Raw genomic sequence first — 12,417 nt, 5'->3', positions numbered from 1 at the left:
TCGGTGAAGCAGTTTTTTTTGTAATATACGGAACCCTCTTTAATAGAAGCTGATTTGACGGATAGGTGGGACAAAGCTTGATTTTGAGTGTATACCTTAAATATGGTAAGCTGTAACTATTCGTAATACGTTGTGCAGGCAGGTCCAGAGCGCTGGAGGCCATCATGCGGATGTTATTACATTGTTCACCAATATCAGAGCAGGTCACGGACCTGTAGTCGGCAAAGAGGGGTTCGTATGAAACGGAAATTCGGGGACCGCGCGAACTGGCGCCGGATTACGAACCGACAATTCACATGCCGGTTCGTTCAATCCAAGATTTTCACAGGTTATATTACGTTGTACACCATACAGGATTTGAAAGAACCTCTGTGGAAAACATATGGAGGCAGTACCTTCTGTATCGCAGATAAAGGTTATTCTTGGCTGCAATACTATCCGAAGGGAGAGCACTTCGTGGTTACCGCGATGTTTGATGATCAGGAACGGATTGTGGAGTGGTACATTGATACATGTCGCAGTCAGGGGATAACTGATCAGGGTGTGCCTTGGTTTGATGACTTGTATCTGGATGTCGTGGTACTGAAAGATGGAGAAGTATTTTTGCTGGATGAAGATGAGCTTGAAGATGCACTGTCACGGAAGCACATAACGACGGGTGATTATGACTTGGCGAACAAGACAGCAAAGGAACTTCTGCATGCCATTGATGCACATGTTTTTCCGTACTTTCATTTATCGCTGAAACACAGGCAGAGTTTGTTTGAGAACGGAGAGTTTCGAAAAAACATTCAGATTTGAGACATGTACTTCGCCGCAGAATTCTTCTTCATGATCCTTCTAATATTGGAGCACCTGATAGAATACATTAATAATCAGGAGAGTTCAGCCCGATAAAATAGAGGTGATGGCGAATGAACGGACGGGTCATGGCTGCAGGAGAGCAACCAGGAGGCAGACCATCCAGACAAATTAATATCGTGTTGCGTAACCAGGAACCTCAGATGTTGGTCAAAGATGAAGCGGCGGCAGTCCAGGCAGCTAAGAGTATAACCAAACATGCGCACTTCCAGGAGATACAGGGTGAATTGGAGCAACTGGTTGGACTTGAAAATATCAAAGATTTGGTATTTGAAATCTATGCTTTCTTACAGATTGCTCAGATGCGTACCGAAGCAGGTTTACTTAGTGGCGCGCACGTGTATCATATGATCTTCAAAGGTAATCCGGGGACCGGTAAGACAACCGTAGCCAGAATCGTTGCCAAACTATTTCAGAAGATGGGTGTGTTGAGTAAAGGACATCTTATTGAAGTAGAGCGTGCGGATCTGGTTGGAGAATATATCGGTCACACGGCTCAGAAAACAAGGGACCTGGTCAAAAAGGCGCTCGGTGGGATCTTGTTTATCGATGAGGCATACAGTTTGGCACGCGGTGGTGAGAAGGATTTCGGTAAGGAAGCAATCGATACGCTGGTTAAATCCATGGAAGATAATAAAAATCAGTTTATACTGATTCTTGCCGGGTACTCAGAAGAAATTGATTTTTTTCTCCAGACGAATCCTGGATTACCTTCCCGTTTCCCCATTCAAGTGGAGTTTCCAGACTATAGCATTGATCAGTTAATTCAAATCTCTGAGATTATGGCCAAAGAGCGTGACTATATTTTAATGCCACAGACCATACTCAAACTAAAGCAGCATTTGCTTCAGGAAAAAAATGATTCACTGCATGCTTTCAGCAACGCCAGATACGTTCGTAATGCCATTGAGCGTTCGATCAGGCATCAGGCGGTTCGGTTATTGGAACAATATACGGAAGGCAGTCCAGGAAAACTGGAGCTGATGACAATCCGTACAGAGGATTTGAACTTTGAGCGAAAGTAAGCGATAATATAGTTTTTACACAGCCGGCCGGGCCAACCGGTTCGGCTTAAGGCATGCCATGGCATATTCGTGGTAATGAATATCAACAGATAAGCAATTAGAGGGAGTGAACATATACATGACAAATGGCACACATGATACAGATATGGTCAAAAAAGATCGCGCCGTCTTGGTGAGTTTAGTTACGGATGATGTAAAACGTACAGGTATCAATCCGGAGTACTCTTTAGAAGAACTGGTGAAACTTGCCGAAACAGCTGGAGTGGAAGTGCTAAGTGTACTTTCTCAGAACAGGGAAAAACGCGATACCAAATGGTTTATTGGTAAAGGCAAAGTGGAAGAACTTCGCGCGATTGCGGAGGAACTCGGAGCAACAACAGCTATTTTTGATCAGGAATTGTCAGGTGCACAGGTTCGTAATCTGGAAGAGACCCTGGATCTTAAGATTATTGACCGTACGCAATTGATTTTGGACATCTTCGCACAACGTGCCAACACAAGAGAAGGTATCATTCAAGTGGAATTGGCTCAACATAGCTACTTGCTGCCACGTTTATCGGGTCATGGTAAGAACCTGTCCAGACTCGGTGGCGGTATTGGTACTAGAGGTCCTGGTGAAAGCAAACTGGAGACAGACCGCCGTCACATCCGTGGTCGCATCGATGATCTGAAACGTCATCTGGAAGAACTGACACGTCATCGTAAATTGCATCGTGAACGCCGTAAAAAGACAGGTATTGTTCAGGTGGCTCTTGTTGGTTATACCAATGCTGGCAAATCAACATTGCTCAAGCAGTTGACTGCTGCAGATGTTTATATTCAAGATCAGTTATTTGCTACACTGGATCCAACATCACGTACCATGGAGCTTCCGAGTGGCAAAGAGATCGTACTTACTGACACGGTTGGCTTTATTCAAAATCTTCCGCATGATCTGATTGCAGCTTTCCGGGCAACGCTGGAGGAAGTAAATGAAGCAGATCTCATCCTGCACGTTGTGGATGCCTCATCGGCAATGCGTGAAGATCAGATGCGAACGGTTAACACGATTCTGCAAGAACTTGGTTCAGGGGACAAGCCACAGCTAGTGCTTTATAACAAGAAAGATGCATGCACACCTGAACAGCTTGAGATGCTTCCATTGGATAAAGACCACATCAAAGTAAGCGCATTAGACGCAGACGATTTGCTTAAAATCCGTGAATTGATCCAGACAGAGCTTACAGGTGACACGAAGCGCTTCCGGATTCCGGCAGAACGTGGTGATCTTACGTCCGTCCTCTACAAAATTGGTGATGTAGTGGATACCAGCTTTGAAGAAAATGATGTGATTTATGAAGTGGAATTACAAAAAGGTGAGTATGAGAAATTTGGTCATATGCTTGAAGATTTCATCGAATTGTAATACTCATGACATATTGATGTGATAAGTTGACACGATAATAGAAATTTAACGTCAGATTCGTGCTATGAAGGGGAATGAAGTAAGATGGTAAGCTTTGATTCAGAAATATCTGATCTTCAACATCAAGTGGAGCGTCAGATTGAAGGACAACTGCAACAGATTGATCGGATCACAGATCACAATCAATGGAAGGTGATTAATGCCTTCCAACAGCGAAAAGTAAGTGATTTCCACTTTGCAGGTTCAACAGGTTATGCGTATAACGATCGAGGTCGTGAAGTGCTTGATGAAGTATATGCTGATGTTTTCGGCGCGGAGGCTGCGTTGGTACGTCCTCATTTTGCTTCAGGTACACATACGATTAGTACAGCTCTTTTTGGAGTATTGCGCCCAGGTGACGAATTATTGTACATCACGGGTAAGCCTTATGACACATTGCATAAAGTTATTGGCAAACCCGGCGATGGTACAGGTTCGTTACGCGATTTTGGCATCGGTTACCGAGAGACGGCCTTAACCGCTGAAGGTAGAGTGGACTGGGCAGAAGTTGAGAAAAGCATCACACCGGCTACGAAAGTCATTGGGATTCAACGTTCACGTGGTTATGACTGGCGCTCTTCCTTCTGCGTTGCTGAAATCGCTGAGATGGTTACACGTGTTAAAGCGCTGAAGGAAGATGTTATCGTATTCGTGGACAATTGTTATGGTGAATTCACGGAAGAACGTGAACCGACAGAAGTCGGAGTTGATCTGATGGCCGGGTCACTGATCAAGAATCCGGGTGGAGGTATTGCGGAAACCGGTGGATACATATGTGGGAAGGAACAGTACGTACAGCTGGCAGCTTATCGTCTGACAGCCCCTGGAATTGGGGGAGAGGTGGGAGCAATGCTGGGGACAACACGTGGCATCTACCAAGGACTTTACATGGCACCGACAATTGTAGGACAAGCTATCAAAGGAAGTACGTTTGCTGCCGCGATGTTTGCTGAATCCGGATTTGTAACCAAACCCGCCTGGAATGAAGCTCGCACAGATCTGATCCAGGCTGTTCAGTTTAGCTCTGCCGAGCATCTGATCGCCTTCGTGCAGGGGATTCAGCGTGCAGCAGCTGTGGATAGTCATGTGGTTCCTGAACCGTGGGATATGCCTGGTTATGAGCACCCTGTCATTATGGCGGCAGGTACGTTCATTCAGGGTGGAAGTCTGGAATTATCAGCCGACGCGCCTATTCGGGAGCCGTATATCGGGTATATGCAAGGCGGATTAACGTACTCTCATGTCAAATATGGCGTTTTGATGGCGTTACAGACTATGAAAGATCGTAAATTATTGTGAGTTTATCTAACACGTCATTGACACTTGGTAATAACTAAATGTACAATAGGGTGAAGAATAGATGACTGGAAGGTTGATGAACATGGGTGATGAAATTCGCAGAAATATGGCCTTATTCCCGATTGGTATTGTAATGAAACTTACGGATCTGTCTGCACGTCAGATTCGTTACTATGAGCAGCACAGCTTGATCGTTCCTGCGAGAACGTCAGGTAATCAACGTTTGTTCTCTTTTAATGACGTAGAGAGATTGCTAGAGATCAAGGCTTTGATTGAAAAAGGAGTTAACATCGCAGGGATCAAACAAGTGATGAATCCTGTTTCGAAAGAATCCGAGGAAGCTACAGTTATCACGCCAGATACTGAAGTCAAACGCAGAGAGCTGTCCGATACGCAGTTGCACCGCTTGCTGAAGCAACAACTTGTATCAGGTAAGAGACCTGGACAAGTATCTCTCATTCAGGGAGAGCTTTCCCGATTCTTTAATAAAAAGTAAGTTCGCATAACTTGGCGAGTGAGGGGAAAACATGCACTTTTGGTGTGAGACTCCTTGACCCGTGGAACTTTCTAATGTACAAATATAACAGGCAAGCCAAATTACGCAGATAAGAAAGGGAGAGGTTATAGTGAGTTATACAAAAGAAGACATTCTCCGCATTTCGAAAGAAGAAAACGTACGATTCATTCGATTGCAGTTTACCGATTTGCTTGGAGCTATCAAAAACGTTGAGATTCCTGTGAGCCAGTTGACTAAGGCTCTGGATAACAAAATGATGTTCGATGGATCTTCCATTGAAGGTTATGTACGTATTGAAGAGTCCGACATGTACCTCTATCCAGATCTAGATTCTTGGCTTATTTTCCCATGGGTTGCAGAGAACCGTGTTGCACGCCTGATTTGTGACGTATATCTTCCGGATGGTAATCCGTTCCCAGGAGATCCACGTGGCATCTTGAAACGAAACCTGAAGGAAGCCCAAGATATGGGATTCACTTCCTTCAACGTCGGTCCTGAACCCGAGTTCTTCTTGTTCAAAACAGACGAAAAAGGAAACCCAACTAACGAATTGAATGACCAAGGTGGTTATTTCGACCTTGCGCCTACGGATCTTGGTGAAAACTGTCGTCGTGACATCGTTATCACACTTGAAGAAATGGGCTTTGAGATTGAAGCTTCCCACCATGAGGTAGCTCCAGGTCAGCATGAGATCGACTTTAAATATGCTGATGCTCTGAAAGCAGCTGACCAGATCCAAACGTTCAAACTCGTTGTTAAAACGATTGCACGTCAGCATGGTTTACATGCAACATTCATGCCGAAACCGCTGTTTGGTATGAACGGATCCGGTATGCACTGTAACCAATCCTTGTTCAAAGGCAATGAGAACGCATTCGTTGACGAGTCGGACGAGTTGGGTCTGAGCAAAACTGCACGTCACTTCATGGCTGGAACTCTGAAGCATGCGCGTGCGTTTGCAGCAATTACTAACCCAACTGTGAACTCATACAAACGTCTTGTACCAGGTTATGAAGCACCTTGTTATGTAGCATGGTCTGCTAGTAACCGTAGCCCAATGATCCGTATTCCAGCTTCCCGTGGTCTGAGTACACGTGTTGAGGTTCGTAACCCGGATCCGGCTGCTAACCCTTACCTGGCTTTGGCTGTTTTGTTGAAAGCAGGTCTGGACGGAATCAAACGTGAGCTTTCCTTACCAGCTCCAATTGACCGTAACATCTACATCATGTCAGAAGAAGAGCGTGTGGAAGAAGGCATTCCAAGCTTGCCAGCTGACCTGAAAGAAGCATTGAATGAATTGATTCGCAGCGAAGTAATCTGTGATGCTCTCGGCGACCACGCCTTGGCTCACTTCTATGAGCTGAAAGAAATTGAGTGGGATATGTATAGAACACAAGTCCACCAATGGGAACGCGATCAATATATTACTTTGTACTAATAGCTCAATCCCTTGGCGCTCTAGCGCTGAGGGGTTTTTCTTTTTGTGGGCAAGTACCTACATATTTAATAAAAAACCAAAGTGCCCACAAAATGCCCACAAAATATTTTTCCATTCGAAAATTTCTTCAGTGAATTTCTCAAATCTATCTATATTGCTTTTCTGGATCTTGCCAGAGATATGGGCATATACATCTGATGTGATCTGGATACTTCCGTGACCTAATTGTTCTTGAACGAATTTCATATCTGCCCCGGACTCAAGTAAAAGAACCGCGCAGGTTTGTCGGAGAGAGTGAATGGGGAGGGATGGGAGATCACAACGTTGTAAGATGCGGGAGAAGGCAACCAAAAAGGCTCTCCTGTATTAAGAGGAGAGCCTTTTGAATACCGACTATAAAATTAATTAGCTGGTTTTAGTAAATTGAATTGTATAAGGTTGGTTGTAGTTGATATCTGACTCCTGTAACCCTGGAGCTAGGGGGTAAGAGTCCGGCTATAGTTCATAGCGATGCAGATCTGAAGCTGGCAGCACAGCGTCTTGTTCGGGGTAAGTTCCTGAATGCGGGACAAACTTGCGTTGCTCCGGATTACTTGCTCGTGCATGAACAAGTTCATGATGAACTGATCGATCTGATTGGTGCAGAGATCAAAGATAAATTTGGAGATGATGTGCTACAGAACACTGATTTTCCGCATATTGTCAACACTCGTAACTTTGATCGATTGTCGAAATTCCTTAATGATGGTAAAACGCTAATTGGTGGACGTTCTGTGCGTGAGCAGTTGCTTATTGAGCCGACTGTACTTGGAGATGTGAACTGGGAATCATCTGTCATGCAAGAAGAGATCTTCGGTCCAGTGCTTCCTGTATTTACGTACAGTGACCTGAACCCCATGCTGGATGAAATCGTTCGCCGTCCAAAACCATTGGCGCTATATCTCTTCACACAGGATGAGCAACTGCAGAATCAGGTTTTGAATCAAGTATCCTTCGGTGGGGGATGTATTAATGACACCCTTTCTCATATGACTTCACACTATCTCCCGTTTGGTGGGGTAGGAGAGAGTGGTATGGGCTCATATCACGGACAACAGAGCTTTGATGTGTTCTCTCATCACAAGAGTGTTCTGAAACGTAGTGAATAATTAGCCGATAAAACAACATAAACATGAAAAAAGAGGTTGTCCTGTTCGTCAGGGCAACCTCTTTTCGTATTTATTGCATTACATCTAGTTTTGTTACTCATGTAAATATTAATGAATATCTCGGAAAAGGCCAATGACTTTACCCAGAATACTAACGTGTTTCAAACGTAAAGGTTCGAAGGTCGCATTCTCCGGTTGAAGGCGAATATGATCTTTCTCTTTGTAGAACGTTTTCACTGTAGCTTCATCGTCTTCAGTCATTGCAACGACGATATCACCGTTATCAGCAGTTTGCTGTTGACGGACAATAACATAATCTCCGTTAACGATTCCAGCTTCGACCATACTATCTCCGACTACCGAAAGCATAAACACTTTCTGTTCGCCTACATAGTGCGTAGGAAGAGGGAAGTAGTCTTCAATGTTCTCGGTTGCAGTGATTGGAACCCCGGCTGTAACCTTACCAACGACAGGAATACGTGCAACGCTATGAGCAAATTGATGAGAATGCTCAGATTCTTCCTGGCTCAAAAGCTCAATAGCTCTTGGTTTGGTAGGGTCGCGTCGGATCAGCCCTTTTTTCTCCAAACGATCCAAATGTCCATGTACTGTTGAGCTGGAAGCCAGTCCAACCGCTTCACCAATTTCCCGTACGGAAGGAGGATACCCCTTCAACCGGACTTCATTTCGTATAAACTCCAGAATAGCCTGCTGCCTGCTGGATATCTTCGACATACCGTATCAACCCCATTTTAGTAACGTTTGGGAAAATTATAACATAGAACCTCCGTTCGTACAAACATAAGTTCTAAATAAAATGGCATTAAATCAGTGTTTTGTAACTTTCAGAACAGAATTTGTACAAAAGTTAGAGCAGAATATTACAAATACTGTGCAAGAGGCTTCAATTAGGATATCTCTCCTTCAAAAAGAAGCGAACAATTGTTCTAAAAAGCTATTGAACAAAACAAGTGTTCGTGTTATATTGATTCCAACAGATAGGAACAAACGTTTGGAGGCGGGTATTTAATGAGATATTCTACTTATCAAAGCATTTATGAACCAATGAATTCGGAACTGGTGAAATCCAACATAGGGAACTACAAGAAGGTTTTAGCACGTTTCAAGATTTCTTCATGGATGTTAAAGGTGGCTATTACCTCTTTAATTATATTTATTGGATGTAGCACTGTTTTAACTGTATTTGCTGGCAATGAGAATGATGTTCTTCCAGGAGGAAAGATAGCCATTTCAGAAGGGGAAACATTATGGAGTATTTCTTTGGAACACAAACCGTCGAATATGGATACACGTGTTTATATAGAAGCAATTAAAAAAGTGAATCAACTTCATACGACTTCGATCCAAGTGGGTCAGGTATTAGCTCTACCCCAATTTGCAGAATAAAATACACATTACCTTGTCTAAGCGCGTGTCAGCTTGACAAGCTGCCTTTATCATGGCAAAGTTAATATGACTTTGTATTTTTGGAGGGGACAAGCTTGGATATAGATAGTCTGGTAGCACGCATTAACGAATTGGCTCGTAAGCAAAAGTCCACTGGATTGTCGGAGGAAGAACTTGCTGAACGTGCCGAGCTTAGAGAGATTTATTTGAGTAATATCCGCAGCAATTTCAGACAGCAACTGGATACCATTGAGATTGTTGATGATGAGAATGACAAAGGCCACCAAGGCAAACTCAAACACTAACGAAACCTAATGATATCATTATGATATTTAGGTTTCTTCCTGTTATTTGAGGGTGCAATTTATAGGGGGAAATGTTGGTTTACAGTTATGTAAGCCGATACAAAGACACATAAGGGGGATTCTCATGTCGCGTTCGTTCGAGAGAACGGTTAAGAAAAATTCCAAGCAGTTAAATCAGCAACGTAAAAAAAGTGGTCAACCAATCACAGGTACACCAGGTGAAGAAGTCTTTAAAGGACGTAGCCTTTTGTTCCCTATATTTTTGATCGGTCTCGCCTTTTTGTACCTGTTTATGAGCACGTTCCTTGTGCAAGCTCCGATGACAACCTGGGACTGGGTGACGATGCTGCTTTACGTATTTTTGGCAGTCATCTTCATGCTTCGCCGTCCATACATCAAGATTAGCAGTAATCGGATTATAACGACGAAGGGGAATCGTGAACGTTCAATCGGGGTTGACGATATTGTCAAATTCAGAATTGAACCAGGTACAGTTGTTATCGAACATAACAGTCGCGGGAAAAGATGGGTGTTCACCAAGTTATTGAACCGTTACGATACAGATGCGATTGCAGAACGTTTGCTGAAGTTTGCAAAAGCACACCAGATCACCGTGGAAACCGTCGAAAAGTAATTATTGTATAAAGGGGTAGATGATCGGAATGGCGTTAAAAGCGATTTTGTTCGACCTAGATGATACTTTATTATGGGATGAGCGTAGTGTTCGAGAAGCTTTTCATGAGACTTGTCTAATCGCAGCGAAAGAGACTGGGGTTAAACCAGAAGAACTTGAAGAAGCTGTTCGTAATGAGGCACGTGGACTATATGAATCATATGAAACCTTTCCGTTTACTAAAATGATTGGAATCAATCCGTTTGAAGGCCTTTGGGCTAACTTTACTGGTGGGGATCAACCTGAGTTCCGTCAGTTGGAACAACTTGCTCCAGTTTACCGTAAAGAATCCTGGCGTCGTGGCTTGTTGAAGTTGGGTATAGATCGGGAAGATCTTGCTGAACAACTTGCTTCGCAGTTTGGCGTAGAACGGAGATCCAGACCTCATGTATACGAAGAAACGATGGATACCTTGCGTCAGTTACAAGGAAAGTACAAACTGTTGTTGTTAACGAACGGTTGTCCTGCTTTGCAACAAGAGAAGTTGGATGGTGTACCTGAATTGACTCCTTTCTTTGATGAGATTATTATCTCGGGTAACTTCGGAAAAGGAAAACCAGATCCGTCGATATTTGAACATGCTTTGAGTAAACTGGGAGTTAAACCGGAAGAGAGCATGATGGTGGGAGACAAGTTGACGACGGATATTCGTGGTGCTTTATCCTCTGGCATCCAATCCGTATGGATTAACCGTGAGCATAAGACCAACAATGAAACGTATGCGCCTGACCATGAAATAACGCATTTATCGGAATTAGATCAGCTTATTGCTAATTTCTGAGCAGATCAGCTATAACATCTTTCCTCAGCACCCTGAAACATTGGAAGCTTCATTGAACGATAATATCGTTCGTGAAGTTACCAATGTTTTTTTATTGGGCATGTTGCCCAATTTACCTTGTTAAATGAGATAATAATTTTTTTTGCTAAAAGTTATTGAAATTAAGGGGAAGCTGGATTAGAATGTAACTAACATACTAGTATGACTAGTATTCAGATTGTCCTAAAGCAATTTCTTTTTGGCTTACTTCATTGAATGGAAGCAGGGAGTTATTGCTTATTATTTTCGATTGATTGTAAGCGCTTAATATTTTAGGATAGCTTCTTTCGATTTGGAGATCACACCGCCTAGCAAGTGCTAATTTATGTTGTGAAGCACCTTGGATTGTGTGATTCTACATAACACTCTAATATGGTATCGCTTAGATTGGTCTGTTATCTATTTTGTAGTGGGGGTGAAGATGAAGGAGTTGTTGTCTTCTACAACAGGAGAAACAATGGGGTAGTACATGAATTACTCTTACTTATCAAGTCCTGGATCGGAGTGAAAACACATGGAGTCGGAAACCGCTAAAACAACGTTAACCATGACATCTTTACGTAAAGAGAGCAGATTACGAACGGCAGCTACATTGTTCCGCAAAGACTGGCAACTGTATTCACTATTAATCCTTCCCATCATTTATCTCCTTATTTTCAAATATGGACCGATGATTGGTAATGTGATTGCGTTCAGACGTTTTGTTCCTGGGGGGAGTATATTTGGAGAAACGTGGGTTGGATTACGATACTTCAAAATGTTCATTGAGGACCCTACCTTCTGGAGAGTATTCGGTAACACGCTGATGTTGGGCGGACTTGCGTTACTCTTTACCTTCCCGGTTCCAATCATTTTTGCCTTGATGCTTAACGAAGTGAAGAGTAAACGATTCAAAAAGTTTGTACAGACCGCGTCTTATCTGCCTCATTTTCTGTCCATCGTTATCGTTGCGGGTATGATCCTGCAACTGACAGCAGTGAATGGATCTATTAATGGACTGGTGGCTTTCTTCACCGGAGACAATATTCCTTTTATGCAGCGGGCTGAATGGTTTAGAACAATCTATATCACTTCAGAGGTATGGCAGGGTATGGGTTGGGGAGCTATTCTTTATCTGGCTGCACTGACAACCATTGATGATTCTTTGTATGAAGCTGCGCGTATCGATGGTGCCAATCGTTGGAAGCAAACGATTTATGTGACGATTCCAGGTATCTTGCCAACAATTGTGACGTTATTGATTTTGAACATGGGTAATTTCCTGGCTGTTGGATTTGAAAAGATTTTGCTCTTGTACAATCCGCTTATCTATGAGACATCTGATGTGATTTCCACTTACCTGTATCGGGTCGGACTGGAATCCAGTAACTTCAGTTATGCTACCGCAATTGGCTTATTCGAATCGCTGATCGGTCTGATCCTGGTGTTCTCCGTAAATGCCATCTCACGCAGACTGACACAAAGAAGCTTATGGTAAAGG

The 12,417-nt window shown here is 43.2% G+C and carries 14 protein-coding genes; 12 read left to right on the top strand and 2 right to left on the bottom strand.

Features of this window, described 5'->3' with window-relative positions:
* Window positions 1-237 precede the first annotated feature (237 nt).
* The 6 genes from FS628_RS11905 to glnA all read left to right on the top strand — a co-directional run bounded on the left by FS628_RS11905 (window position 238) and on the right by glnA (window position 6,584).
* A complete protein-coding gene (locus FS628_RS11905; RefSeq protein WP_145322132.1) occupies window positions 238-801 on the top strand; it encodes a DUF402 domain-containing protein in 564 nt (187 codons plus the stop codon).
* A gap of 113 nt (window positions 802-914) precedes the next feature.
* Complete coding sequence (locus FS628_RS11900) at window positions 915-1,886, top strand: AAA family ATPase (protein ID WP_091011956.1); 972 nt, start codon at window positions 915-917, stop codon at window positions 1,884-1,886.
* Window positions 1,887-2,004: 118 nt separating this feature from the next.
* Window positions 2,005-3,291, top strand: a complete 1,287-nt coding sequence (gene hflX, locus FS628_RS11895) for a GTPase HflX (RefSeq protein WP_076210080.1) — start codon at window positions 2,005-2,007, stop codon at window positions 3,289-3,291.
* A gap of 84 nt (window positions 3,292-3,375) precedes the next feature.
* Window positions 3,376-4,629 (top strand): methionine gamma-lyase family protein, encoded by a 1,254-nt coding sequence (locus FS628_RS11890; protein ID WP_145322130.1) that lies wholly within the window; start codon window positions 3,376-3,378, stop codon window positions 4,627-4,629.
* An 82-nt stretch (window positions 4,630-4,711) separates the two neighbouring features.
* A complete protein-coding gene (locus tag FS628_RS11885; RefSeq protein WP_056689944.1) occupies window positions 4,712-5,125 on the top strand; it encodes a MerR family transcriptional regulator in 414 nt (137 codons plus the stop codon).
* A gap of 130 nt (window positions 5,126-5,255) precedes the next feature.
* Complete coding sequence (glnA, locus tag FS628_RS11880; RefSeq protein WP_091029299.1) at window positions 5,256-6,584, top strand: type I glutamate--ammonia ligase; 1,329 nt, start codon at window positions 5,256-5,258, stop codon at window positions 6,582-6,584.
* Window positions 6,585-6,641: 57 nt separating this feature from the next.
* Here glnA and FS628_RS11875 read toward each other — a convergent pair whose 3' ends face one another.
* Window positions 6,642-6,935, bottom strand: a complete 294-nt coding sequence (locus FS628_RS11875; protein WP_260871014.1) for a tyrosine-type recombinase/integrase — start codon at window positions 6,933-6,935, stop codon at window positions 6,642-6,644.
* A 104-nt stretch (window positions 6,936-7,039) separates the two neighbouring features.
* On the opposite strand from FS628_RS11875, the gene FS628_RS11870 reads away from it, so the two are divergent.
* The gene (locus FS628_RS11870; protein WP_313958616.1) at window positions 7,040-7,732 is read left to right on the top strand and encodes an aldehyde dehydrogenase family protein; all 693 of its coding nucleotides are present in this window, start codon (window positions 7,040-7,042) and stop codon (window positions 7,730-7,732) included.
* Between the two features lie 108 nt (window positions 7,733-7,840).
* Here FS628_RS11870 and lexA read toward each other — a convergent pair whose 3' ends face one another.
* The gene (lexA, locus tag FS628_RS11865) at window positions 7,841-8,467 is read right to left on the bottom strand and encodes a transcriptional repressor LexA (RefSeq protein ID WP_017688034.1); all 627 of its coding nucleotides are present in this window, start codon (window positions 8,465-8,467) and stop codon (window positions 7,841-7,843) included.
* Between the two features lie 294 nt (window positions 8,468-8,761).
* Here lexA and FS628_RS11860 point away from each other — a divergent pair, with 294 nt between their 5' ends.
* From FS628_RS11860 to FS628_RS11840, 5 genes are all read left to right on the top strand, one after another.
* Complete coding sequence (locus FS628_RS11860; protein WP_145322128.1) at window positions 8,762-9,139, top strand: LysM peptidoglycan-binding domain-containing protein; 378 nt, start codon at window positions 8,762-8,764, stop codon at window positions 9,137-9,139.
* 95 nt (window positions 9,140-9,234) lie between these two features.
* Window positions 9,235-9,444 (top strand): DUF896 domain-containing protein, encoded by a 210-nt coding sequence (locus FS628_RS11855; protein ID WP_017688036.1) that lies wholly within the window; start codon window positions 9,235-9,237, stop codon window positions 9,442-9,444.
* A gap of 124 nt (window positions 9,445-9,568) precedes the next feature.
* A complete protein-coding gene (locus tag FS628_RS11850) occupies window positions 9,569-10,078 on the top strand; it encodes a hypothetical protein (RefSeq protein WP_017688037.1) in 510 nt (169 codons plus the stop codon).
* A gap of 28 nt (window positions 10,079-10,106) precedes the next feature.
* Entirely contained in the window at window positions 10,107-10,898 is a 792-nt protein-coding gene (locus FS628_RS11845) for an HAD family hydrolase (RefSeq protein ID WP_145322126.1), read from the top strand.
* A 586-nt stretch (window positions 10,899-11,484) separates the two neighbouring features.
* Entirely contained in the window at window positions 11,485-12,414 is a 930-nt protein-coding gene (locus FS628_RS11840) for an ABC transporter permease (protein WP_440131292.1), read from the top strand.
* The last annotated feature ends 3 nt before the right edge of the window (window positions 12,415-12,417 follow it).

The organism is Paenibacillus xylanexedens (assembly GCF_007676705.1).
GTDB lineage: Bacteria > Bacillota > Bacilli > Paenibacillales > Paenibacillaceae > Paenibacillus > Paenibacillus xylanexedens_C.
The sequence above is the reverse complement of the archived record's forward strand: the minus strand, read 5'-3'. Positions and strand labels throughout refer to the sequence as shown.